Annotated in this window: 20 protein-coding genes; 11 read left to right on the top strand and 9 right to left on the bottom strand. The window is 63.1% G+C overall.

Translation table 11 applies throughout. From position 1 onward, the window contains the following. Positions 1–75: 75 nt before the first annotated feature. The 3 genes from JMJ56_RS35025 to JMJ56_RS35015 all read right to left on the bottom strand — a co-directional run bounded on the left by JMJ56_RS35025 (position 76) and on the right by JMJ56_RS35015 (position 2,003). Positions 76–750: a serine hydrolase domain-containing protein gene (locus JMJ56_RS35025; protein WP_202834805.1), complete on the bottom strand. Its 675-nt coding sequence runs from the start codon at positions 748–750 to the stop codon at positions 76–78. Next, positions 672–1,319 carry a serine hydrolase domain-containing protein gene (locus JMJ56_RS35020; RefSeq protein WP_202834784.1) on the bottom strand — a complete coding sequence of 216 codons (648 nt, stop codon included), beginning with the start codon at positions 1,317–1,319 and terminating at the stop codon, positions 672–674. Before JMJ56_RS35020 ends, JMJ56_RS35025 begins: the two co-directional genes overlap by 79 nt. A 315-nt stretch (positions 1,320–1,634) precedes the next feature. Next, positions 1,635–2,003, bottom strand: a complete 369-nt coding sequence (locus JMJ56_RS35015) for a DUF3489 domain-containing protein (protein ID WP_328702478.1) — start codon at positions 2,001–2,003, stop codon at positions 1,635–1,637. A 663-nt stretch (positions 2,004–2,666) separates the two neighbouring features. On the opposite strand from JMJ56_RS35015, the gene JMJ56_RS26610 reads away from it, so the two are divergent. Both JMJ56_RS26610 and JMJ56_RS26605 read left to right on the top strand, forming a co-directional pair. Continuing rightward, positions 2,667–3,641, top strand: a complete 975-nt coding sequence (locus tag JMJ56_RS26610) for a Bug family tripartite tricarboxylate transporter substrate binding protein (protein WP_236038629.1) — start codon at positions 2,667–2,669, stop codon at positions 3,639–3,641. Between the two features lie 421 nt (positions 3,642–4,062). Next, complete coding sequence (locus tag JMJ56_RS26605) at positions 4,063–4,797, top strand: SDR family NAD(P)-dependent oxidoreductase (RefSeq protein ID WP_202834782.1); 735 nt, start codon at positions 4,063–4,065, stop codon at positions 4,795–4,797. A gap of 81 nt (positions 4,798–4,878) precedes the next feature. Here the strand turns inward: JMJ56_RS26605 and JMJ56_RS26600 are convergent, their stop codons facing one another. The 3 genes from JMJ56_RS26600 to JMJ56_RS26590 form a co-directional block, all read right to left on the bottom strand. Next, positions 4,879–6,018: an MBL fold metallo-hydrolase gene (locus JMJ56_RS26600; protein WP_202834781.1), complete on the bottom strand. Its 1,140-nt coding sequence runs from the start codon at positions 6,016–6,018 to the stop codon at positions 4,879–4,881. Between the two features lie 98 nt (positions 6,019–6,116). After that, positions 6,117–6,278 (bottom strand): hypothetical protein, encoded by a 162-nt coding sequence (locus JMJ56_RS26595; RefSeq protein ID WP_202834780.1) that lies wholly within the window; start codon positions 6,276–6,278, stop codon positions 6,117–6,119. Between the two features lie 9 nt (positions 6,279–6,287). Beyond that, entirely contained in the window at positions 6,288–6,755 is a 468-nt protein-coding gene (locus JMJ56_RS26590) for a DUF3489 domain-containing protein (protein WP_202834802.1), read from the bottom strand. Between the two features lie 831 nt (positions 6,756–7,586). On the opposite strand from JMJ56_RS26590, the gene JMJ56_RS26585 reads away from it, so the two are divergent. The 6 genes from JMJ56_RS26585 to JMJ56_RS26560 all read left to right on the top strand — a co-directional run bounded on the left by JMJ56_RS26585 (position 7,587) and on the right by JMJ56_RS26560 (position 14,657). Then, a complete protein-coding gene (locus tag JMJ56_RS26585; RefSeq protein ID WP_202834779.1) occupies positions 7,587–8,603 on the top strand; it encodes an amino acid ABC transporter substrate-binding protein in 1,017 nt (338 codons plus the stop codon). A gap of 134 nt (positions 8,604–8,737) precedes the next feature. Then, the gene (locus JMJ56_RS26580; protein WP_202834778.1) at positions 8,738–8,983 is read left to right on the top strand and encodes a hypothetical protein; all 246 of its coding nucleotides are present in this window, start codon (positions 8,738–8,740) and stop codon (positions 8,981–8,983) included. A 296-nt stretch (positions 8,984–9,279) separates the two neighbouring features. Then, positions 9,280–10,896 carry a tetratricopeptide repeat protein gene (locus tag JMJ56_RS26575; protein WP_202834777.1) on the top strand — a complete coding sequence of 539 codons (1,617 nt, stop codon included), beginning with the start codon at positions 9,280–9,282 and terminating at the stop codon, positions 10,894–10,896. 688 nt (positions 10,897–11,584) lie between these two features. Then, positions 11,585–12,919, top strand: a complete 1,335-nt coding sequence (locus JMJ56_RS26570; RefSeq protein WP_202834776.1) for an extracellular solute-binding protein — start codon at positions 11,585–11,587, stop codon at positions 12,917–12,919. Continuing rightward, complete coding sequence (locus tag JMJ56_RS26565) at positions 12,919–13,833, top strand: carbohydrate ABC transporter permease (RefSeq protein WP_202834775.1); 915 nt, start codon at positions 12,919–12,921, stop codon at positions 13,831–13,833. The genes JMJ56_RS26570 and JMJ56_RS26565 overlap by 1 nt, the downstream gene beginning before the upstream one ends. Beyond that, positions 13,830–14,657 carry a carbohydrate ABC transporter permease gene (locus JMJ56_RS26560; RefSeq protein WP_202834774.1) on the top strand — a complete coding sequence of 276 codons (828 nt, stop codon included), beginning with the start codon at positions 13,830–13,832 and terminating at the stop codon, positions 14,655–14,657. The genes JMJ56_RS26565 and JMJ56_RS26560 overlap by 4 nt, the downstream gene beginning before the upstream one ends. A gap of 731 nt (positions 14,658–15,388) precedes the next feature. On the opposite strand, the gene JMJ56_RS26555 is transcribed toward JMJ56_RS26560, so the two are convergent. Next, a complete protein-coding gene (locus JMJ56_RS26555; protein WP_202834773.1) occupies positions 15,389–17,404 on the bottom strand; it encodes a hypothetical protein in 2,016 nt (671 codons plus the stop codon). Positions 17,405–17,635: 231 nt separating this feature from the next. Between JMJ56_RS26555 and JMJ56_RS26550 the strand changes: the two genes are divergently transcribed. Next, positions 17,636–18,472, top strand: a complete 837-nt coding sequence (locus JMJ56_RS26550; protein ID WP_202834772.1) for a class I SAM-dependent methyltransferase — start codon at positions 17,636–17,638, stop codon at positions 18,470–18,472. 672 nt (positions 18,473–19,144) lie between these two features. Here the strand turns inward: JMJ56_RS26550 and JMJ56_RS26540 are convergent. Further along, entirely contained in the window at positions 19,145–20,101 is a 957-nt protein-coding gene (locus tag JMJ56_RS26540) for a LysR family transcriptional regulator (RefSeq protein WP_202834770.1), read from the bottom strand. Between the two features lie 177 nt (positions 20,102–20,278). On the opposite strand from JMJ56_RS26540, the gene JMJ56_RS26535 reads away from it, so the two are divergent. Further along, the gene (locus tag JMJ56_RS26535; protein WP_202834769.1) at positions 20,279–20,920 is read left to right on the top strand and encodes a hydrolase; all 642 of its coding nucleotides are present in this window, start codon (positions 20,279–20,281) and stop codon (positions 20,918–20,920) included. Positions 20,921–21,286: 366 nt separating this feature from the next. After that, positions 21,287–22,840, top strand: a complete 1,554-nt coding sequence (locus JMJ56_RS26530) for a VOC family protein (RefSeq protein WP_202834801.1) — start codon at positions 21,287–21,289, stop codon at positions 22,838–22,840. 156 nt (positions 22,841–22,996) lie between these two features. Here JMJ56_RS26530 and JMJ56_RS34225 read toward each other — a convergent pair. Beyond that, on the bottom strand, positions 22,997–23,218 hold a 222-nt coding region (locus tag JMJ56_RS34225; protein WP_236038625.1), incomplete at its 5' end, for a hypothetical protein.

Here is a 23,218-nt window from a genome sequence, read left to right as displayed (position 1 = left end):
CTCCGGTAAGCCGAACCTCAGGGCGAGGTTCAGCCACGCACCAGCTATTGAGCCTGTGTCCTGCGGTCCAAAACCTCAATCTGCGATGGCGCCATAGACAAGCGCGTTGAGCACGCGGCGGTAGTGCTGCCGAATCAGCCCAGGCGTGCTCGCCATGAATACCACAGCGAGTTCTTCCTTTGGATCGACCCACATGGCAGTGCCATAGGCGCCATTCCAGGTGAACATCCCAGGGCTGCCGAGCACATCTGAACCGCCCTCGCGCCGCACTGCCACCGTAACCCCGAAGCCGAAGTTTGTCAGGTGAGGCTCGGTCGTCGGCACGCGGTTGGCGATCTCTGAGTGAAGGTGATCACGCGTCATCTCCTCAACGCTCTTGCGCGAGAGCACCCTCCTGCCCTCAAGGGTGCCGCCGTTCAGCAGCATCTGTGCAAAACGAATATAGTCAGCTGCTGTCGAGACAGCCTGACCGCCGCCGCCCTCAAAGCCTGGCGCGACAAGGCCGACCCGCATCTCTTGCGGCTGGCCGGTCAGCGGGTCGGTTGGCAGCGGCGTAGCGTACCGGCTGCGCTGGCCTTCGGGCACCACAAAGCCTGTGTCCTGCATCCCAAGCGGCCTCAGAATACGGTCGGCCATTGCTTCGCCGAGCGACTTGTCGGTGCGCTCCTCGATTACGAGGCCCAGCACGTCGATGGAGAGGCCGTACTCCCAATACGTGCCGGGTTGGTGCAATAGCGGGAGCTTCGCCATGGCGGCAATGAATCCGAGCCGCTCATCCGCGCGTAGCCGCCCAGGGTGCGTTGCCAAAGCTGATGGGCGGCGGTGTTGCCGCGGTTGCCGTACACGATTCCCGATGTATGACGGGCGAGATCGATCAACCGGATCGGGCGCTCGGCGGGCACAGTCTTTTCGGGATTGCCGTCAGCGGCCACTCTCATGCTGCCCAGAGCCGGGAAGAACCGGCTGACAGGGTCGTTCAGCGAGAGGCGGCCTTCCTCCAGCACCGACATCAGCGTGGCCCCGGTCAACACCTTGGTCATGCTGGCGATTGGGAAGATGGCATCCCGCGGCATCGTCCGCGTACGGTTACCATCCTGAAACCCGAAGGCCTCATAGTAGGCTAGCTTGCCACGGCGAGCGATGGCGACAACGGCGCCTGGCATTCGCCCTTCGCGCACTTCTGTCTCAATCGTGGTGCCAATGCGGGCCAGCCGTTCGGGTGAAAGGCCGACGCTGTCCGGCGGCACAAGGGGCAGCGGGTCGGCTGCAAGCGCCGGCAGGCTGAATAGCATCAACGTTGCAAAAAGTAGTTTGTTCATGAATTCATTCCCTCCAGCAGAAAGCGTAGCCCGCCATCTATGAGGGTTCTACGTCTCTCGTTGGCCGCGGTGGAGGATTGTGAATGCTAGCGGCGATAATGCTCGGGCGCTCACCTGCTGTGCTTCCAGCGCGAGCCCGCTCTGGCCCTGTTCGGGGTCGAGACCCGATAGAGCCCGACCGAGAGCTTGGCGACGCGTGCAGCATCGGCCGCATCAGCCCGCCTCCGCGATGCGGTAGACGGTGTAGTTGCCCTTGGCGCCCTCCTTGCCTGGGCCGACCTGGCGGATCCGCTCGGCAGCCTCGACCGTGATGTCCTAGCGCTTTTTCAGTCCGGCGAAGGAGCCGCGGACCGTGTGGGCCTGCCAGCCGGTGGCCTCGGCGATCTGGGCGACGGTGGCGCCCTCCGGTCGACGCAGCATGGCGAGCACCTGCTGCTGCTTAGTGCCCTCGCGCGGCTTGCGAGGTTGGGCCGGATCGTGCAGCGACCAGGTGTGCGTGCCGGCGAGGGCAGCGCGCAGAGCGGCGACCGCATCGGGCAGGCGGCCCTCTTGGGTTTCCTCGTCGTCCCAGGCGGCCAGCACGGCCTCCGCCGCGCTGCGCAGCCCCCGCCGAGCCGCCATCGCCCCAGCAGCCGCTGCGGCGGCGGTGGGTGCCTCCTCGACGAGCGAGGGAGCCTCAGGCACGTGTGCGGCCGTCGTGGGGACTTCTGCCGGGGTGCTCGCGTCGACGGTCCCCTTGGCGGCACGCAAGCCCGCTTCGGTCAGGAGGTAGTGCACAGGGACGCCGTTCACCGCCCAGGCTGTGGTCTCGTCTAACGGCTCAAGCGCTGCCGGCTCTATCAAGCCTTTGGCGAGCAGGCTCCTGCGAATGGCGTCGCGCGGTGCAGGGGCAAGCCGGGCCGGCGGGGTCACGAGGTGCTGCAGGTGCTATAGCGCGGCGGCGAGGATCGCGGCCTGGGTCGGGGTGGGCGTCATGGCGGGCTCCTGGTGCAGCACCCGACCTTCCAGGTGCTACCGACCAGAGCCCGCCGAATAGCTGGTCGGGGCGGTGCGCTGGCGTCTACCACGGGGTTCCCGACCATTGGCTCGGCGCCGGCCGCAAGCCAAAGCGGATAGTTGGATCATGTACTTGGTTGGTCGAACGGGTCAGGTGGCAGGCCGGCTACTTGCCGGTACCCGCATGCCGCCGCGTTCTGGCACTGGTATTCGGGACGGCGTGCCCCCGGGTGCAGGTCTTGGGTAGTCGCTAACTGACCTACGCTCAACCAAGCACAGGCTCGCCAAGGCGTGCCGCGGTCGGGCATGCTGCCATTCACAAGAAGAAGCCAGTTCCGGGAGGGACACGCCTTGCAGCGTCGCGCGCTCATTGGAGGGCTGCTCGCAGCCCCCGCTATATCAGGGTTGGCCCTCGCACAGGATGCGGTATGGCCCGCTCGCCCGATCCGCCTGCTCGTCGGCTGGCCACCAGGCGGCTCGGTCGACATCCTCGCCCGCATCCTGCAGCCGCGCTTACAGGCGGTTCTCGGCCAGTCGGTGGTAGTCGAGAACCGTCCCGGCGCCACAGGGTCGGTCGGAGCGGCAGAGGTCGCCCGCTCAGCGCCCGATGGCCACACGTGGCTGCTAGCCGTCGATAGCCATACGATCATTCCCTCGATTATGACGCTCCCGTACGACACGCGGCGAGACTTCACGCCGGTGACGCTCATCGGGCGAGGGCCACTGGTCGTCACGGCCTATCCGTCAACTCCTTGGCGCAGCTTCCAGGACCTCGTGGCTACAGCGCGCGAGCGACCGCCGGGGTCGTTCCACTATGCAACCGCCGGCATTGGCACCCTGATGCACATGGCCATGGTTCAGCTCAGCAATCTCGCCGGGGTGCAGCTGACCCACGTGCCCTACCGCGGCGGCGCCCCAGCGCTGCAGGACGCCCTCGCGGGACAGATCCCACTTTTCGTCACCAATGCTCCAGTCGGCGGACCGCATGTCCGCAATGGGGCGCTCAAAGGGCTTGGGGTAACCACACGGGCGTCCTGGCGCGACCTGCCCGGTGTGCCGAGCTTCCATGAGCAAGGTTTCATCGGCTTCGAGGCGCCGACCTGGTGGGCGGTCTTCGCCCCGGCGGGAGTGTCCGAGGCGATCAGGCGACGGATGGAGACGACCCTGGCGGCCATCCTTGCGGAACCCGAGGTGCGAACGCGGGTCGAGGCGCAGGGTATGGATGTACTTGCGATGTCGGGCGAACGCTTCGCCCTCTTCCACGACAATGAGGTTGAGCGCTGGGGCCGTGTGGTACGTGAGAATGGCATTCGGGCCGACAGCTGAGCGGCATGGGCGCTACCCCAGCGGATTACGCTCGAAACACCGGGCCCTCCTCAAAGTAGCCGCTCTCGAGCAGGCTGCGAAGCACGTCATTGCAGGCGACCACCGTGCGCACTCGATGCTGGCGCGCGTCGCCATAAAATACGGAAGGCAATGTTAGAACACGGCAGGTCGGTACTCCTGGTGCAGACCCGATCATCCGGGTGCTACTGACTGGAGCCCCGCCGAGCAGCCGGCCGGGGTGATCCGCCAGCATCTGCCACTGCGCCGCCTTACCATTCGCTCAGTGTTGAGGTTCAGTGAAGCAGAAGGTGAGCGGGAAGGCCGCCACGTCTCTGCCGGGAGTTCGGAAAGTGCTGCCAGCTGTGGGTTGCATCCGAGATCGAGGTTCGCCTACCCACAATTGGTCGAGGAGAGCTATTGCATGACCCAGACATTGCACGGTCGCGTCGCCCTGGTCACAGGAGGATCTCGAGGAATCGGTGCCGCGATCGCCTTGGCCTTGGCTAAGGTGGGGGCCGCCGTTGCCATCAACTACTGTTCCAGGTCATCTGACGCCGAGGCAGTTGCCAGGACGATCAATCAAGGATCTGGCCGGGCGGTCGCTCTACAAGCGGACGTCTCCGATAGTTGCGCCGTTACCGCTCTGGTTCAGAGCGCATCCGAGCAGCTGGGGCCGGTCGATATTTTGATCAACAACGCCGGTATTGCCCTGATCCGCGGCATGGACGATCTGACCGAGGCCGACTTTGATAAAACAATCGCCGTTAACCTGAAGTCCGCCTTTCTGTGCACCCAAGCGGTGCTGCCACACATGCGTGCGCAGCGCTGGGGCCGCATCGTCAACATCTCATCGGGCGCAGCGCGAGGCGCAGGTGCAGTTGGGGTGCACTACAACGCGTCCAAAGCCGGCATAGAGGGACTGACACGTGGTTACGCGGCCCAACTTGTTAAGGAGGGTATTACGGTCAATGCAGTCGCGCCGTCGTTGATTGAGACCGACATGGTGAAGTCGGGCGTGGCCCAATCGCCATCTCGCATTCCGCTTGGCCGGTTCGGGACGACGGAGGAGGTGGCGCAGGTGGTCATGATGGTGGTAGGCAACGAGTACATGACGGGCCAGACGGTGGCGCTCTCTGGCGGGATGGCTTTCAACTGATAGTCCGCTTTGGAAGGGTGCCTGCCTGTTTTGGCCGTCGATAGGCTGCTTCAGAACGGCACTATAAATGCTCGTGGATTTTCAGGCTCCGAAGGTGAACCGGCTGCCGGTGGTGCACAGCACCAGCGCCTGCGGTATTTCCCGCTTGGCGGCTTCCAGGAAATTCTGGCCGCTGCAGTGCATAGGAAAGACGTGCTCGACATCGAGCGCCTTCAACTCGGCCATGACCTTGTTCAGATAATCTTCGGGTGCCGGCGCCAAGTGGAAGCCGCCGACAAGGGCATAGACCCGATCCACCCCGCTGACCTGCTTCGCCCGGCGCACCGTGTTGATGATGCCGCCATGCCCGCAGGAGGTAATGACCACAAGGCCGCGGCTCTTCACGTGGAAGCAAGTGGCATGCTCGTGCAGATGCTGGTCGGGCGCAGGTTGGCCCGATAGTTCCGCCGAAGTGAAGTGGTGGTTAGCATACTTCGTCACATCGCAGCCGGCGCCGTCGCGCTGGCCGAACTCGACAAAGGTGTTGGGCAGGACGCGCTCGATGCTGACGCGCGGCACGATGCCGGTGGTGAAGGCCATGCCCTCGATCACGATCGGCTCCTCGGACAGCACCGGGCGCACCCGCGCGGCTTCCAGCATGCGGCGGTCTAGCATGCCGAAGCTGGTGAAGGCACCATTGAGCGCCCGCGTATGGCGATAGCAAAAGGCGTCTTCACCGCCGACATGGAGCCGCAGGTCTTCCCGCATGCTGGCCCGGTGCTTCGCCAGGAAGCCCTCCATCCCGCCGATATGGTCGTAATGGCCGTGGCTGCTGATCAGGGCGTCGATCCGCGGAACGTCTACCTGCAGTAGCTCAAGATTATTGTTCAGCACTTCCGACGTCCAACCGAAGTCGAGCAGGTAGCGGCGGGTCTCGCTGCCCATTTGCGCGGTGAGGAAAAGCGAAAGGCCCCATTCGCTGCGCAGAGTACGGTTCAGTTGCGCGCCGGAGAAGCCGCGCGTGCGCTCCACCCGAACTCCGGGCGCCTGGGCGCCGGAGATGAAAACATCATGCGCACCGTCGGTCACCACCTGGATGGAAAGGCTGTCCACCACGGGCGCGTCGATCCGCGGCGAGGGCGCCGTCTGACCTTGCGCCTGCACTAAGCGGGTGCAGGCCAGCGCAGGGCCGGCGAGAGCGAATGCGTTGACCAGGCGGCGGCGACCGAAGGCTGGATACATCGCAAGGTCCTCCCGATTTGACTGTCGCACTTCGTGGCCTCCGGCTCCGATCACGGATGTGTGGTCCCGATCTCCATTCCTAAGCATGCCAAGGCAGTCTAGCAGCTGCCATTACGTGGGGCTCGGCGGGTGATCTGGTTCAGCCGCGCCGCGACCAGCACCGCCCCGAGTTGCCGACACTGCGCCAGTGCCGCCTGGAAGCCCGGCCAGCGGTCGTAGTTGCCGCTGGTTACGTCTTGGTACTCGGCACCAAGGTCCACCCATGGGCCTTAACATAGCCCCTGATATTGGCCTGCTGCGCTTCCACCCCAAAGCCGCTCTGACCCTGCTCGGCGGCGGAGACCCGGTAGAGCCCGCCCGCCAGCCTGGCAGCGCCGTGCAGCCTCGGCCGCATCAGCCCGCCTCCACGATGCGGTAGACGGTGTAGCTGCCCTTGGCGCCCTCCTGGCCCGGACCCGCTTGGCAGCTTCGACCGCGATGCGTTGGCACTTCTGCAGCCCGGCGAAGAAGCCTCGGGCCGTGTGGGCCTGCCAGCCGGTCGCGTCGACGATCTGGGCGACGGTGGCGCCCTCAGGCCGGCGCAACATGGCAAGCACCTGCTGTTGTTTTGTGCCCTCGCGCGGCTGGCGCGGTTGGCCGGATCGCGCGGCGGTCGGGTGGGCTCGCCAGCGAAGGCGGCGCGCAAAGCGGCGACCGCATCGGGCAGGCGGACCTCTTGGGCTTCCTAGTCGTCCCAGGCGGCTAGCACAGCCTCCGCCACGGCGCGCAGCCCCTGGCGGCTCGGCATCGCTGGAGAGGCCTCAGCGGGGGCAGCGGGCGGCTTCTGGGTCGGCGGGAGCGGCCTCGTGAGCCTCAGGCGCGTGTGGTGGTGTCGTAGGGGTTTCTGCCGGGGCACCTGTGTCGGCGGTTCCCTTGGCGGCACGCATGCCGGCTTCGGCCAGGCGGTAGTGTACAGGGGCGCCGTTCAAGGTCCAGGCTGTGGTCTCGTCTGATGGCTCGAGTGCTGCCGGTTCGATCAGACCTTTGCTGAGGAGGCTCCTGCGGATCGTGTCGCACGGCGTTGGAGCGAGCCGGGCCAGCGGGATCACGAGGTGCTGCGGGTGCTGCAGCGCGGCAGCGAGGATTGCTGCCTGCGTTGGGGTAGACGTCATGGCGGGCTTCTTGGTGCAGCACCCAGCCATCCGGGTACTACCAACCGGAGCCCCGTTGAGGGGCGACCGAGGCAGTGCGCCGCTGTTCGCGGTGGCGCGTCACCGACCACTGGCTCTGTGCGCGAGCTGGGTTGTGGGACGTTCCACGGCGGGTCCCAGTTTGGGCGCCACTGCTCGTTGGGGACTGAAACCGTGCATGGTGCATGCGGCGCTAGCGGAGGACGTCCAGCTGATGCCAACAGCACCGAGAACCTCACCAGCGCCTTGGACCCGGCCTGCTGACACTAGTCGGGACGGCCTATCGCTTGCTCTCCAGGCTGCCATCCTCATTAGCGGACGGTCCGTCCCCGCGGATGGCGAAGCGGGCGAGCAGGATGTAAGAACGTTTCGGAAATGAGCGCTCAGGGGAGAATGTGTATGCGTTGTCTGCTTGCCGCCACTATCGGCCTAACCATGTCGCTGGCGGGCGTAGCGGAGGCCGGCCAGGCTTTCGACGTGATCCGAGCACGAGGCACCATCGTCTGCGGTGTCAACCAGGGCGTCGCCGGCTTTTCGACCCCTGACAGCCGGGGCGATTACCGCGGCCTTGATGCTGACTTCTGCCGGGCGCTTGCGGCTGCCGTATTTGGCGACCCGGCAAAAGTGCGCTTCGTCCCGACCTCCTCACAGAACCGCTTTACCATGCTGCAAAGCGGTGAGATTGATGTGCTCGCGCGGAACGCGACGCAGACGCTTCAGCGTGATACGGCGCTTGGCTTGAACATGGCAGGGGTGAACTTCTACGACGGCCAGGGCTTCATGGTCCGCCGTTCACTCAACATTACCTCGGCTCGACAGCTCGATGGCGCGACAGTCTGCATACAGCCGGGCACCACGAGCGAGCTGAACATCGCCGACTATTTTCGTGCGAACAGTATGCGCTTCACGCCGGTACTGATTGAGCGGCCAGACGAGTTCGTCGGAGCCTACAACTCTGGCCGATGCGATGCGATGACGCAGGATGCAAGTCAGCTCGCCAGCTATCGAGCGACCGCCGTGCAGAACCCGAACGACCACATCCTCCTGCCCGAGCGCATCAGCAAGGAGCCGCTCGGCCCCATGGTCCGGCATGGTGACGACCAATGGTTTGACGTGGTGAAATGGGTCCTAACAGGCATGATCGAGGCCGAAGAGCTCGGTATCACCCAGGCGAATGTGGATCAGCGCCTGCGTGACCCCAACCCCGTCGTGCAGCGACTTTTGGGCGTGACGCCTGGCTTCGGGCGCGCCCTCGGGCTGGACGAGCGATGGCTGTTCAATGCCATCAAGGCGGTGGGGAACTACGGTGAGAGCTTCGAACGCAACCTCGGTAGCGGTAGCGCTATCGGGCTCCCACGTGGCCAGAACGATTTGTGGACCCGCGGCGGCCTTATGTACGCTCTACCGCTTCGCTGATGCATGAGCCTCCAAATCTGGGCGGGAGGAGGGCGACCACATCCCTGGCACCACGATTATTGCGGCGCGACTGCCTAATGGTGGAAATCGCTAAGCGCGTGCTAGCGTCCGTTGCGAACTGGAGGACGCGTCACATGGGTGAAGCCCAAGACATCGTGGAATACGAGACTCAACCGACAGATTACCTGCCCCACGTCATCGCTCGCTGCGTCGACAAGGCGAACAGGCATGGTCACCGCGTCCGCTTCGCGTTAAATGGCGCTCAGGTGGTCGTCTACCCCGGCCAGTCGGCGATCGAGGTCGACGCGGAGGTTCAACGGCAGTGGCGGGCGGTTGCGAGGCGCCCTTTGGTCCAGGAAACTTCCATCGATCCCGATTAGCCCTAACAAAGGCCAAGTCTGGCGGCTGAAGCTGCTCCTTCCGGCCACCAAGCTCAGAGAATGACGGCTGAACGCCGACACATCGGATCTACTCAATCGGTCATTGTACCTTCTGAGCACCTACCACCAAAAGCGGCACGAATGCTGAGTGGATCAACTACTGCGATGCTCGCAGTCAGGGCAGTGCCAATGGTACACGGCGGGACCGCATTAGCGCTTCCGCAGCCTACATCCGCGGCATAGTCTCCAAGCGCCAGGGATCCTGGTTTACGTGGCTCCCCGGCGGGGAGGACATCATGCGATCACACGCGGCTATCAGCCGTTGGGCGCTTGCGCTTGGTCTCGCACTCGGCCCTGCACTCGCGCAAGCCCAGCAACACGACCATACCCATGGCGGCACGCCACCACCACCGGCCGCGCTTGGTACCCTTCATTTCCCGGTTAGTTGTACGCCCGAGGCGCAGGCCGCCTTTGATGATGCGATGAAGCTGCAGCACTCCTTCTGGTACCAAGCAGCAGATCAAGCACATCGCCGGGTTCTGGAGCGTGATCCGAGTTGCGCCATGGGCTACTGGGGGCAGGCGTTGGCGCTGCTGCGCAACCCCTTCAGCCCACCGCCACCCAATGCCCTGCCGCAAGGCCGGGCGCTGTTGGAGCAGGCACAGCGCATCGGCGCCAAGACTGAGCGCGAAGCCGGCTTCATTAGTGCGCTAACTTTCTTATTCGCTGGTGACGACATGCCGGGCCACCGTGCCAGGGTGGTGCAGTATGCCCAAGCAATGGAGGCGCTGAGCGGGCGCCTTCCGGATGACCCCGAAGTGGCCATCACTCACGCGCTGTCGCTGGTCATGGCAGCGTCGCCCACCGATAAGACTTATGCCAATCAGCTGCGAGCAGGCGACATTCTGGAGCGGGAGTACACCCGCTATCCGCAGCACCCAGGGATCTCCCATTACCTGATCCATGCCTACGACGTGCCAGCATTGGCACATAAGGGCATTGCCGCAGCCGAGCGTTATGCGGCTTTGGCTGCGGACGCGCCGCACGCATTGCATATGCCCTCCCATATTTTCACCCGGGTTGGGCGCTGGGATGACTCAATCGAGACTAACCGACGCTCGGCCGAGACCGCGCGGGCGCGCGAGGAGGTCTTCGACGAGTTGCACGCGCTCGACTACATGGTCTACGGCTATCTTCAGACCGGCCGATCTGAGGCGGCGCGGCGTGTGCTGGACGAAGTCGCCCGCTATGCCGCATGGACCCCGCCGACCGCCATCGGCGGTTATGCGCTCACCGCCATGCCGGCGCGACTGGCGCTGGAGTACGGTGATTGGGAGACCGCCGCGAGGCTGGGTACCCGGCGCTACGATGTGCCTTTCGTGGATGCCACCACGCACTTCGCGCGCGCTGTGGGTGCGGCCCGTGCCGGCCGCCCGGAAGCAGCTGCGGCGGATGTCGAGGCGCTGAGGGCTGCGGCTGCTGCGCTGCAGGGCCGCGATGCCTACTGGCAGGAGCAGGTGGAGATCCTGCGCGTTGCTGCCGAGGGCTGGGTGGTGTTCACGCGCGGCGAGCGCGATGCCGGTCTCGCCCTGCTGCGCGAGGCGGCGGACCGCGAGGGACGCACTGAGAAGCACCCGGTCACCCCTGGTCCTCTCTTTCCCGCGCGGGAGCAACTTGCCGAGATGTTGCTTATGACAAATCGCCATGCTGAGGCGCGACGTGAGTTCGAAGCTGTCCAGCAAACCGAACCCAACCGCTTCCGGGCCGTGTATGGAGCAGGTCGCGCCGCCGAGCTGGCCGGGGACCGTGATGAGGCCCGTCGGCATTACCAGCGCTTAGTGCAACTTGCGGAACGTGCCGACGCACCCAGGCCAGAGATCGAACAGGCGCGGGCGTTCGTCAACCAACGGTGATCGAGACATGGCGGAGGTGGGCTCGAACCCACCTCCGGAAGCGTCCGCACAGTCCTCCTAAGTTACCCGTGCTCCGGACTTAAGCGAAGCGCCAAGGTGCTTGCGCCGCTTGGTGGCTTGCTCAATTTCATAAGGCACAGCAATGCCGGCGTTGCTGACGCTAATCGGAACCAAGATCCGCGCTTTGCCAACCAACCAACCAACCAACCGCAACGCTGGACGCATGACCAGCGCTAGATGCCACGAGACTGGCCTCTAATGCCGTAGCAACCATGACGCTAGCGGCAACGGTAGACACGCCGCGCGCGATCGTCGCCACTGGCAGCCGGCGGCCTGGCGCTGGCCAACCCAGTGCAATCTCGGGCAAGGCCAAAGCGCTGGAGTCCGCCGTCCAGCTTCGGCGAGGATGAAAATCCAATCCGATCCGAGCACAGCTACACCCCAGTTGAGGTCTGAGGCCGGCGCGAGGCTGGAGCTTTGGGCCGACAGGGGTGTGCTGGACAGGCAGATGTGGCGGAGTTGCCGCATGTCGTCCTTGCCCATATCGGCACTGTAAGCTTCGTCTGTCAGGTGACGCCTCGGGTTTCCTAGACGTCTCTACACCCTTGCCGGAAGCGACCGTTTTAGCGGAGGATCGGCTCTCGGGTAGTGCGGGAGCAATCCGCCGCCCCTTCCTCGGGAGGAAGCCATGGTCGGGATCACGCGCCGCGCCGCTTTCCAAGGCGGAGCCGCACTGTTGGTTGCGCCTTCCTTAATCGATCGGGCAAATGCCCAGAGTGCCTTCGACTGGCGCCGCTTTCGCGGCGAGCGGATTGAGGTAAGCGTTCAGCTTTCCCCCCGCGGTACCATGCTGCAACAAAACAACAAGGAATTCGAGGAACTCACCGGGATCCGCTGTGGCCTTGAAGTTGTGCCCGAACAGCAGCACCGACAGAAGATCATTGTCGAGTACGCCTCTGGGCGCCCCTCCTTCGACGTGACCGAGATCAGTCTGCACGTCAATAAGCGCCAAGTGGGGAAGGCCCGCTGGAACACTGATATCCGTTTCTTACTGGCGGATTCAACGTTGACGGCGCCGGATTTCGACTTCGCAGATTACGGTGAGGGCATGATGACATATGCAACCCAGTCGGATGGGCGGCTGGATACTTGCCCTGCTGGTGCCGATTATTTCATTTTATACTACAACAAAGAACTGCTCGCTGCAAAAAATATTGATGTGCCGACCACGTGGGACGAGATGTACGAGGCATCGAAGCGCCTCGCCGATCCAACAAAGCAGGTCTATGGCCATGTCGGACGGGGCGTAAAGAACGCTAATGTCGTGCTGTGGTCTAGCTACCTGCTGGGAACTGGCCAGCGCGACATGATCGATGCCAACCGGCAGCTCATTACCGATACCCCCGACGCTATTTGGGCCGGAGAAAACTACAAGAAATTCCTGCGCGACGTATCGCCACCGGGCTCGATCGGCTTCAACTGGAATGAGTGCCAGACCACCTTCATGCAGGGTCGGGCGGCCATGTGGGTTGACGGGATCGGCTTCGCGGCACCGCTTGAGGATCGCACCCGGTCGCGCATTGCGGGCAAGGTTGGATATGCGGTGGTGCCACGCGGGCCGGGGCCGCAACACCACTGCGCGCTGTTTGGAGCAGGTTATGGCATCCCTGAAGCATCACGGAAAAAAGGACCCGCTTGGCTCTACATTCAATGGGCATTGGGCAAGGCCAACCAGCTTAAGTGGCTAGTCAGCGGTGCTGGCGTGCCGGCCCGTAGCAGCCCCTTCAGGAATGAGGAAGCCATAGGCCGAAGCCACTTCCCGCGGGATTTCTTCCAGACATTGGAGGCGAGCGCCAAAATCGCCCGCGCCGGATTGCCAGAGATTGTTCCTGTGACGCAATTCCGCGATGTGATCGGCAGCGCACTGACCAACAGCATCAGTGGTGCTGATGTTGCAACCGAGCTGAAAAAGGCAACTGCCGAGTTCCGGCCCATTCTAGAACAAAGCGAGCGTGAAACCTGATGTCCCAAGCCACGGCTGCATCTGTCGCCGTCAGGGCCGTCGCCAACCGGCGCCGTAATTATGCGCGGCGTTATGTCTGGTTCGTGATACCTGCTGCGGTAGTGATTATCGCCGTCATACTGTTTCCCTGGATTTTCACTATCTATGTCTCAGCCTTCGACTGGAGGCTCGGAGGGGAACGGCGTTGGGTTGGTTTCGCCAATTACAAACAGCTGTTCACCGATGCGCGGTTCGGGTGGGCGGTTCTCCGCACGATATTTTATACGGCATTGGCGGTGATGTTACCGATGTTGTTAGGCTTAATAGCCGCTCTTAGTTTTAACAGAAAATTTCCTCTACGTGGTTTGGCTCGCACCATCTTCATTCTGCCGATGATGGCAACGCCAGTGGCGGTGGCACTCGTCTGGACGATGATGTTCCATCCGCAACTCGGTGTTCTGAACTGGCTCCTAGTGCAGTTCGGCCTTCCGCCTAGCCTGTGGGTCTATAGCGCGGACACGGTTATCCCAACCCTGGTGCTTGTCGAAGTGTGGCATTGGACACCGCTGGTCATGCTGCTGATCCTTGGCGGTCTCGCCAGCCTGCCTGTCGACCCGTACGAGGCGGCAAAGATTGACGGTGCCAGTCCGTGGCAGGCATTCCGTTACATCACGCTTCCCCTGTTGGCACCTTTCATTGTTGTGGCCCTGATCATTCGTACCATTGATGCCCTAAAGGCATTCGATACTATCTACGTCATCACTCAAGGCGGCCCTGGCCAAGCCAGCGAAACCATAAACATATTCCTCTATCTGCAAGCCTTTGCCTTTTACAATGTGGGGTATGCTAGTGCGGTGGTGGTAGTGTTCTTCATCCTTATTATGGGCCTAGCAGCCCTGCTTTTGTGGACACGAGAGCGGGTGCGGATGACATGAGAAAGCTCAGGCGCCTTGCCGAAAACATAGGCTTCGGTTTTGCGGTCCTCGTGCTGATCGCTCCGGCAATATTGGTGTTTCTCTGGATGCTGTCGCTATCGTTGAAAAACGAACTCGATAACACTGCATGGCCACCAGTCTTTATTCCCGATCCACCAACGCTAGACAATTACCGCGACGTCTTCGCGCGGAACGATTTCTTGCTATATGCCTGGAACAGCGTCATCGTTTCCTTCGGCGCCACTTTCCTGGCACTCGTTATCGGTGTGCCGGCCGGCTATGGCATCGCCAAGATGCGAGCCATGCGCGCAGCGGCATTAATCCTGATAGCGAGAATAACTCCAGGCCTTTCCTATTTAATTCCATTGTTCCTGTTATTCCAATGGCTGGAAATGACGGGAACGCTGTGGCCGATTTTAATAACTCATTTGGTTATCACTGTCCCGATTGTGGTCTGGGTTATGATCTCTTTCTTTGAGGGCCTACCAACGGAATTGGAGGAAGCTGCATTGGTCGATGGCGCTACGATCTGGCAGGCTTTCCGTCACGTGGCAATGCCATTAGCCCGTCCGGGCATCACAGTCGCAACAATTCTTGCTTTTATTTTTTCTTGGAATAACTTTGTTTTTGCCATGGTGCTCGCCGGACGAGAAACACGAACCTTGCCGGTAGCCGTCAATAACATGCTGACTTTTGAGCAGATTTCCTGGGGACCGCTTTCCGCAGCTGCGTTACTGGTCACCTTGCCGGTGCTGCTGCTGACGCTGTTGGCCCAGAAGCAGATTGTCGCCGGACTAACTGCAGGCGGGGTGAAGGGCGTGTAAGCGATTTTTGAGAAAGCCGCTGCTGGTAAGCTTGGGGCTGAAAAAGCGGCGGCGGTGAAGAGTCTCATGCAATTCGCCTGGAGAAAGCTGCCATTTGCACACTTAAAACCGAGCCTTAATTGGGGGCTGTAGGTCTTCCGGATCCTGAGCTGTACCCCGTAACACCATCTCAAACTGCTGATTACAGCTATCGAATCAGCGGACCATCTGCGGACGACAGACGTTTGACGCCTGCCGGGTAGCCCCTGAGCGTACGACCATGGCCGTCGTGGTGACCATACCTTCACCCATGGCTATCGCTTCCCTGTCCATCCGCTGACTCCTTGTTGCCGTTGCCCAGAGACTTTCATTCCCCGGTTCCCACCGCTGCTCCAGTCGGTCTCCTCACAACCCGTCTCTCCCAATCAGACCACCGCGCTGAGGCGCAGGTTTGGCCAGGGTTTTTGCGGCAACCTTGATGGTGCGACGGCGGAACGGAGCCGGGTTTTCTCTCCGAAATGCCGGAGACTCTCCGGACCTTGAGGGTAGGGCCTTTTAACCCTCAAGCTTTACCGTGTTGAAATCGCACGGCTTTCGGGCCGGATGCCGGCGCCTTATTCAGCATCGCGACTGCTTGCCGGTCAAATTTGCAGACAACGTCAGCTTCTCCACTCCCAAATTCGCCCTCTCGTTGGCAGCGGGTCACCTGCCCATCTCAGGGAGGACCACAACCGGGCCACGGCTAGGCGGTCTCACCCAAAGCCGATGCGCTTGCCACCGTCGCGGAACAGCTTCTCGCCCTCAGGGATCGGCTGCATGGCAGCGACGAGGTTGTCCACACTGTAGCCCGGCAGTGCCTTCCGGATTGCGGCGACGTAGGGACGCGCTTCCTCGTCGCGCCTGGCGAGCGCGAGAGAGACGGCAGTAATCGCCAGGATATGAGCGTGGGCGTTGGGGCGGGCAGCCGCCTTCACGGCTACCTCGGCCGCGTCTTCGAATCGGCCCAGGCGGAGTAACGCCATCGCGCGGGAGCCGAGGATCCCGAACAGCAAGGGGTCGAAGGGACTGAGGCGCTGCGAATGGTCGGACGCAGCGACCGCGGCGGCCGCATCGCCGGTGAGCGAATGGACGAAGGCCAGAGTGTAGTGACCTAGCGCGAAGTTCGGGCTGAGTTCCACGGCGCGCCCCAACTCGTCCACGGCTTGATTGTGGCGCCGACGCAGCCAGAGCGCACGCCCCATGGCCCAGTGTGCGGCAGGGTCGCGGTCGTCGGCCATCAGGCTTTGCCCGGCGGCCGCATAGGCGCGCTCAACCTCACCCTCGCGCTCCGCCCAGCCCTGGAAGGCATTCTGCCAATGGGTGAAGGATAGGCCGGCATAGGCGCGCGAGAAGGTGGGATCGAGGTGGATGGCTGCCTCGAAGAAGTGCCGCGCCTGTTCGTTGTCGGATTTGTTGAAGCGGTACATGTGCCAGAGGCCACGATGGTGCGCTTCCCAGGCATCAAGCGAGTCCGGCGGCTTGAGGATGGCGTGGTTGCGCTCGAGCGCCTCGATCTCGCCGGCGATGGAGGCGACCACCCCGTTGCCGATCTCGTCGAGAGCGAGGAAGGCGTCCACCACCTCGTGGTCGAAGACTTCGGCCCAAACGATGCGCGCGCTTTGCGCCTCAGCGAGCTCGACCGCGATGGCGAGCCGCTTGCCGCGCCGTTGCACGGATCCGCTGACGAGGTAGTCCACGCCGAGCGTCCGTCCTGCTTCCGCTGGAGTGACACCTCGGTCCCGCAGCGCGAAGATCGTGCCCTGCGCGATGACGAAGAGGCTTCGTAGCTTCGCGAGCCGCGTGATAACGTCGTAGGTCAGGCCGTCCGCGAGCCCGCCGCCCTGCAGGAGCGGTCCGGGCGCGAAGTCCACGAACGGCATGATCGCGACCGAGGCGCGGCGGGCGGCGACGGGCGTTGCCCCCGGCGGGGGGGCCGCAGGAGCTGCGGTGATGCGGGGCAGCGACGCATCCGCGATCCCCGTACGCGCAGCCTGCCAAAGGGCACGGAGGGGCGCACTCTCAAGCCCTTCCGCCTCGAATTGCCGGATCGTCGCGGAGAGGTGCTCCTCACCCTCTCGGATCCGGCCCCGCCGTGCGAGCGCCGCCAGGATGGAAGCGTGGGGGCGGAGGTCGAAGGGAACAAGGCGGCGCCACTCGTCCAGGATGTCGGCCGCTTGCTCGTGGGGAAGGCGCTGCGCCAGCTGTTCCAATACCTCCGCGCGGAGATCGCGGAAGCGTCGGCGCTGCCCGACGAGCCAGCCCTCGAAAAGCGGCTGACGATCCAGCTCTAGGGTCTCTGCAAAGTCGCCGGCGAACAAGCGGGCTAACTCTCTCAGGCGTTCGGCACTCAGTGCGGCGACGCCGTCCCGGGCCGCTCGCACGACCTCGGCGGTGTCCACGAAGCAGCCGGAGAGGTCGAGGCCGACCGCGTCCTTCCCCGTAATCACCCTGCGCCTGCCGGGTTCGTCGAGGACGCCACGGATCCGGCTGAGGCACCATCTGAGCTCGCCGCGCGGATCGTCGGGGACGTCCCACAGCATTTCGCAGAGCTCACTTCGCGGGACGGGCAACGGAGCCAGTGTGAGATAGGCAAGCAGCGCGCGGACCTTGCGCGACGCCGGCAGCGTCACCGCCATTCCCGCGCGGGCGACGCTCAGCGGCCCGAAGAGGCGTATTCCCAGTGTCGAGCCGCTTTCTCCCGGACCCGGTGGTTCGGATTCCACGCGCATTCCCACGCCGCCTCCCACGCCCGCTTCCACGCGCAATCGCTACTGATAGGGGACGAGGAGACGACTTGCCGGGCGCCGGGCCCGCGGTCCTCTCCCCTCAGCGGGCGGCGAGCATAGCAGCGAACTGCAGGAAGGAAGAGCAATGGTGCTTAGCGCCCCTGCCATGACCACGCGCAGCCTTCCTATCGAGGGTGGCGCATCGAGACCCAGTTCAAGCCAAGGAGAATGATCATGTCGGCATCCGCTACCCTGTCCCAATCCGCCATTACGGCTCCGGATCTCGTAGCCGTGAAGGCACGCCAGCAGGCCACCTGGGCGACCGGCGACTACGCGGTCATCGGCACCACGCTGCAGATTATTGGCGAGCGGATCTGCGAAGCAGTAGACCTGCGTGCGGGTGAGCACGTGCTGGACGTCGCGGCCGGGAATGGCAATGCGACACTCGCGGCGGCTAGGCGCTTCGCGCAGGTGACCTCCACGGATTATGTCGGTGAGCTGCTGGAGCGCGGTCGGGAGCGAGCGGCGGCCGAACGCCTCGTTGTCGCTTTCCAGTCGGCTGATGCCGAGAACCTGCCCTTCAATGACGGGAGCTTCGACGTCGTTCTCTCGACGCTCGGCGTGATGTTCGCGCCGGACCAGGACAAGGCGGCCACCGAACTGATTCGCGTCGTTCGTCCCGGCGGTCGGATCGGCCTCGCCAACTGGACACCAGAGGGCTTCATCGGCCAAGTTTTCAAGATGATCGGGAAGCACCTGCCACCGCCGGCGGGTGTCCGCTCGCCTGCCCTGTGGGGCACGGAGGCGCGGTTGGCGGAGCTGTTCCAAGGCCACGCGGTGACCACGACAAAGCAGATCTTCAACTTCCGCTACCGCTCGGCAGCGCACATGCTTGAAATCTTCCGCACCTACTACGGGCCGATGAACCGCGCCTTCGCGGCGCTCGACGGCGTGGGAGCCGAGGCCCTGGAGCAGGACATGCTCGCGCTGATAGCGCGCATGAACCGCGGCGGCACGGACACGCTGATCGTGCCGAGCGAGTACCTTGAGGTTGTCGTGACACGGCGGTGAGGTTGATCCACATCAGCTCGAAGAGACATGTGATGGAAACGATGAAGGCCGACCGCTGCGTGTGGAGCGGCAGCGCTGCTCGGCGCCTCGATTGCTCTTTGTAGACCGGGCTAGGCGCAGCCTGCGGGCGTGGGGTTCGATCCTGGATTGTCGAGCACTTGGGTGCTGGCGTCGCCAAGCCAGTTCCGGTTGCCGCCGCCGCAGGACGCCGCGGCCACGAGCGTCGAGGCGGCTCAACTCCGTGCGAATGCAGGCTTAACGCGATGATGAGATGCTCGGGCGCTGTGAAGGCACATCATGAGCAGATGCTTGCAGATCCTGGAGTCGAGCGGGCCGTGCGTGACGAGGGGTTGCTCAAGAACTGGACGTGGCCGCTACGACCGAGGAGATCAGTCTTCTCGCTCCACTTGCGAACCGCACGTTTGCCGCGCTCTGGGTCGCAAGCATCGTTTCAAGCGTCCGACCCGCGATGCATACAATGGGCGCATCTTGGACACTCGTGCAGGTCGGCACTCCAGAAAGGCCTTGGCGCTCGCCTAGTCCAGCTCACGCCGCGCAAGCGCAGTCTGCCGAAACCACAGCTGTGCCGAGCTTGCAGGAGAGATCCTTAACGCCGCAAGGCGGCTCGCAAATTGCTCGGCGTTCCTGATGCCCAAATAGACGCGATGCTGATCATCGCGGCGACGTGGCTCGGCGCTTTTCCAAGACCACTCCCGTGGTCTGGCCGTCAAGCAAATCCCGATCCCAGAACGGCTCACTAAATGCATCGACCAGAAAGTCGATGAATGTGCGCGCGCGCGCTGTCTGGTTGCGCATTGATGGGTGCAACACATGTACCGCGATCGGTGGCCGCGTGTGCTTTGCGAGTATGATCGAAAGCGCACCGCGCCTGACCGCATCATGGACAATGAATGTCGGAAGCATTGCCACACCGAGACCCGCAATAGCCGCTTCCCGCACGGCTTCGCCGCTCGCAAGATCGAGTTGGCTGGTCACGGTCGGCACGACATTGTTGGCAAACCTCCAATAAGAGGCTTCTTCCCGCTTCGAGTAGACCACACCAGGAAAGCGCGAAAGATCTTCAGGCTTTTGCGGCGTTCCGAAGCGTTTAAGCAGTGCAGGACTAGCAACGCACACATGCCGAATGGTGGCGAGCCGGCTCGCCACGAGTGACGAGTCACGCAGATCCGCGATGCGGATCGCCAGGTCGAAACCATCTCGTACCAGATCAACCATGCGGTCGTCGGTGTCGATCGACAGCGTGACGGCAGGATGCCGTTCTAGAAACTCGCCTAACACCGGGGCCAGGCAGTGCGTGGTGAAGTAGACCGGCGCGGTGACGCGGATGCGGCCCTTCAGCTCGCCGCTTGCGTTCGACGCCGCTTCCTCCGCTTCTTCGAGCCCCGCCAGGAGCTCGACCGCCCGATCATGGAATGTATGGCCGGCTTCGGTGAGCTGGACGCGGCGCGTCGTCCGATCGAACAGCCTTGCGCCGAGCCTGTCCTCAAGCTCGCGAATCCGACGGCTCACTGCAGATTTGGCGACACCAAGGCGTTCCGCTCCCGCAGCAAATCCGCCGGCTGATACAACAGCAACCAGCGCTCGCAGATCTTCGAACCGGTCCGCCATGGATACACCGTGAGCCCGCCAGGATGTGGAATCAACGGTTAAGTAAACCCCAGAAGAACAATCTGTGCTCCATCGAGTGGCTATTCGAGAACGGAACGCGGCGTAGCTTGGCGAAGGTTCTTGGTGCGCTATCTGCCTCGAGCCGATTTCCAAACTAACCAAGAAGGAGACCTAGCCATGGCAAGCGAGACGATCCGTAATCCCCAGACCGACCATCTCATCACGCCAGACAACTCAGCCCTCCTCATCATCGACTACCAGCCGGTCCAGGTCTCTTCAATCCGGTCGATGCCGTGTGAGGAACTCGTCTTCAACATCACGGGCGTTGCCAAGGCAGCGGTCAACTATGGCGTCCCGGTCATCCATTCGACGGTGAATGTCTCGACCGGCCGTAACAAGCCGCCGATCCAGCAACTGCAGGGCGTCCTCGGCCATCTACCGACCTATGACCGGACCACGGTCAACGCTTGGGAAGACGCCGAATTCAAGCAGGCGGTCAAGGCGCTTGGGCGGCGCAAGCTCATCATGACCGCGCTGTGGACCGAGGTGTGCCTGACCTTCCCCGCACTCGATGCCCTTCTGGAAGGCTATGAAGTCTATGTCCCCGTGGACGCCGTAGGCGGCACATCGGTCGCGGCGCACGAGGCGGGGCTGCGGCGAGTCGAGCAGGCAGGTGGCCGAATGACGAGCCGCGTCCAGTTGTACTGCGAACTCCAGCGGGATTGGGTGCGCGAAGCGACCATCCCTGGCTTCATGGACGTCTTCGAAAGCTTCGATGGGTTCAACCCGGAGAAGGCAATGGAAGCGCGCGCAGCCTGAACAACGGCTGAGGTGTGAAGGAGGCAGCGATTGCGAATGCTTTTGCTGCCTCTGCGGGTTGAACGGTTAGAAGTCCCATACCCGATTGGCACTTTCTAAGTATGCGCGAACCAACGTCGATCGTCAAAGAACCCGTTTGAGAAGGGATAATGGGGCTGGCCTCACGGGCTGATCCTCCAAGGGCATGATGCCCTTGGACCCCCATCTGTATTGGGTTGAAGAGGGGGCTCTGGACACCGGTATGCATCTTCGGCTGTCGGCATGAAGGAACGAGCAGGCGCTGCCTGATTGGCTTGCCGCAGATCCGACAGTACAGAAGGTGCTTGCGCGCGAGGCGCGAGGCTAACCGCGAAAGGCTTGGAACGCATGACAACTGGCATTCACCACATCACGGGCATTACCGCCAACGTCCAGGCCAACGTCGATTTCTATGTCGGCTTCCTCGGCCTCAGACTCGTGAAGCGGACTGGAGGCTTTGCGGACGCCGAGCAACTGCACCTCCTTTACGGAGACGGCCTCGGCAGTCCCGGTTCTCTGCTGACCTTTCTGGTCTGGGAAGCTGGCGGCCGCGGCCGCACCGGCATCGGGCAGTTGCTTGAGGTCGCCCTCGCGGTGCCGCCAATATCCCTCGGCGAATGGATGACCAAGGCGCTCACTGCCAACATTCCGTCCGAGGGGTTGTCCCACGAGTTTGGGGAATCGGTTCTCAGGTTAAGGGATCCGGACGGATTGATCGTGAAGCTCGTTGGCGCTGACATGTCCACACCGGCTCCGCTTCCGAACGCGCCGACCCGCCTGCGGGGCGCCACCGTCCTGACCGACAAGGCTGAAGCGACCGCCGAGTTCGTAACACGCTTCGGGTACAGGCGCGAGCAACGGTCCGGCCCGACGCAGCGTATGGCGTCCGACACCGATGTTCTGGACGTCAGGGATATGTCGGGGTTCGTGACGTCCGTGCCAGGCGCCGGCGTGCCTGACCATGTAGCCTTTCGCGCGCGGGATGCCGACGCGGTCCGATCCATGCGGCGGTCGCTCAAAGAGCATGGGCCGACCGAGGTTCATGACCGGAAGTACTTTTTGTCTCTCTATGTTCGCGATCCCGCCGGCATTCTCATGGAATATGCGACGGATGGGCCGGGGGTGACCGCGGACGAAACGCCGGAAGCGCTCGGCCGAACCCTGTTTTTCCCACCGCGCGAGACTGACGACGCCGACGATCTCCTAGCGATGCTGCCGCAATTCGCTTTGCCCGGCGAGGAGAGAGTTCCCGCCCGCGATCTCTCTTTCATCCATCGTTTCAATCGTCCGGCAACTTCTGACGGTACGACTCTGGTGCTGTTGCATGGGACTGGCGGAAGCGAAGCCGACCTGATGCCGATTGCTCGGCGCATCGCGCCGCGTTCGACGTTGCTAGGTGTACGCGGGCGGGCGACCGAGGAAGGGGCCAACCGCTGGTTTCGCCGGATCGACGCCACGACGTTTGACCAGTCCGACATTCGCAGCGAAGCCGGGGCGTTTCAGGCTTTCGTCGAAGACGCGGTGTCCGGCTATAAGCTCGATGCAGAGCGGCTCGCCTTCCTCGGCTACTCCAACGGCGCGAACCTACTAGCGGCCGCTACGCAGCTCCATCCTGGATTCGTGCGCTGCGCAATCCTGTTGCGCAGCGCTCAGGTGCTGGAAGATCCACCGGCCGCCGATCTCTCGGGAACGGCTGCGCTGCTGCTTGACGGACGCGACGATCCCTTGACCCGCGATCTGCCGACCCCGGCCGTCGCGCTCCGAGCCAATGGCGCGCTCGTCGAGACTCGCGAGCTTGCAGCCGACCACGGCTTGACGGCCGCGGATGTCTCCGAGGCTGCAGAATGGCTTGAGCGAGACCTCATGAGCGGAACGCCTTTATCACAACGGGTTAGTCCGTGAAGTGTTGCGCTCGATGAGCTTCGCCGGTTTGCGACTAATGAAGTCTGGTTGGAAACGCCGCCACGCTGCATACGGAAGGTTTGGAGAATTTGGAAATCTACCCGCTAAGGCGTTGCAGCAGTTCTAGACCTCGCGGCGATTACTACGCTCGCCCGCTCACAGCGTGACGCCTTCGCGGGATCGAGAGGGTAGGGCGGCGGGCCCTTTGGCGCCGCCGTCATCGACGGGGCCGGAAGAGTGCTTGCCGTCCATCGGGACGATGAGCGCTTGCGGTTTTGCAGCACGTTCGAGGTCTCTCTTGCGTAAGCGTCCGGCCTCCATCGCCTTCTCTGGCTGCTGAGGTGCGTTGAGGCTGGCGGCCTTAACGTCGGGCGTAAG

Origin of the sequence: Belnapia arida (genome assembly GCF_016773205.1) — a bacterium.
In the GTDB taxonomy this organism is placed as follows: Bacteria; Pseudomonadota; Alphaproteobacteria; order Acetobacterales; family Acetobacteraceae; genus Belnapia; species Belnapia arida.
Note: the sequence above shows the minus strand (reverse complement) of the source record. Positions and strands in the feature narration are given on the sequence as shown.

Bases quoted from the DNA above. Each gene is read 5' to 3' on its own strand.
- JMJ56_RS35025 (WP_202834805.1), bottom strand. From the start codon at position 750: ATGGCGAAGCTCCCGCTATTGCACCAACCCGGCACGTATTGGGAGTAC.
- JMJ56_RS35020 (WP_202834784.1), bottom strand. From the start codon at position 1,319: ATGAACAAACTACTTTTTGCAACGTTGATGCTATTCAGCCTGCCGGCG.
- JMJ56_RS26605 (WP_202834782.1), top strand. From the start codon at position 4,063: ATGACCCAGACATTGCACGGTCGCGTCGCCCTGGTCACAGGAGGATCT.
- JMJ56_RS26600 (WP_202834781.1), bottom strand. From the start codon at position 6,018: ATGTATCCAGCCTTCGGTCGCCGCCGCCTGGTCAACGCATTCGCTCTC.
- JMJ56_RS26585 (WP_202834779.1), top strand. From the start codon at position 7,587: ATGCGTTGTCTGCTTGCCGCCACTATCGGCCTAACCATGTCGCTGGCG.
- JMJ56_RS26580 (WP_202834778.1), top strand. From the start codon at position 8,738: ATGGGTGAAGCCCAAGACATCGTGGAATACGAGACTCAACCGACAGAT.
- JMJ56_RS26575 (WP_202834777.1), top strand. From the start codon at position 9,280: ATGCGATCACACGCGGCTATCAGCCGTTGGGCGCTTGCGCTTGGTCTC.
- JMJ56_RS26570 (WP_202834776.1), top strand. From the start codon at position 11,585: ATGGTCGGGATCACGCGCCGCGCCGCTTTCCAAGGCGGAGCCGCACTG.
- JMJ56_RS26565 (WP_202834775.1), top strand. From the start codon at position 12,919: ATGTCCCAAGCCACGGCTGCATCTGTCGCCGTCAGGGCCGTCGCCAAC.
- JMJ56_RS26560 (WP_202834774.1), top strand. From the start codon at position 13,830: ATGAGAAAGCTCAGGCGCCTTGCCGAAAACATAGGCTTCGGTTTTGCG.
- JMJ56_RS26555 (WP_202834773.1), bottom strand. From the start codon at position 17,404: ATGCGCGTGGAATCCGAACCACCGGGTCCGGGAGAAAGCGGCTCGACA.
- JMJ56_RS26550 (WP_202834772.1), top strand. From the start codon at position 17,636: ATGTCGGCATCCGCTACCCTGTCCCAATCCGCCATTACGGCTCCGGAT.
- JMJ56_RS26540 (WP_202834770.1), bottom strand. From the start codon at position 20,101: ATGGCGGACCGGTTCGAAGATCTGCGAGCGCTGGTTGCTGTTGTATCA.
- JMJ56_RS26535 (WP_202834769.1), top strand. From the start codon at position 20,279: ATGGCAAGCGAGACGATCCGTAATCCCCAGACCGACCATCTCATCACG.
- JMJ56_RS26530 (WP_202834801.1), top strand. From the start codon at position 21,287: ATGACAACTGGCATTCACCACATCACGGGCATTACCGCCAACGTCCAG.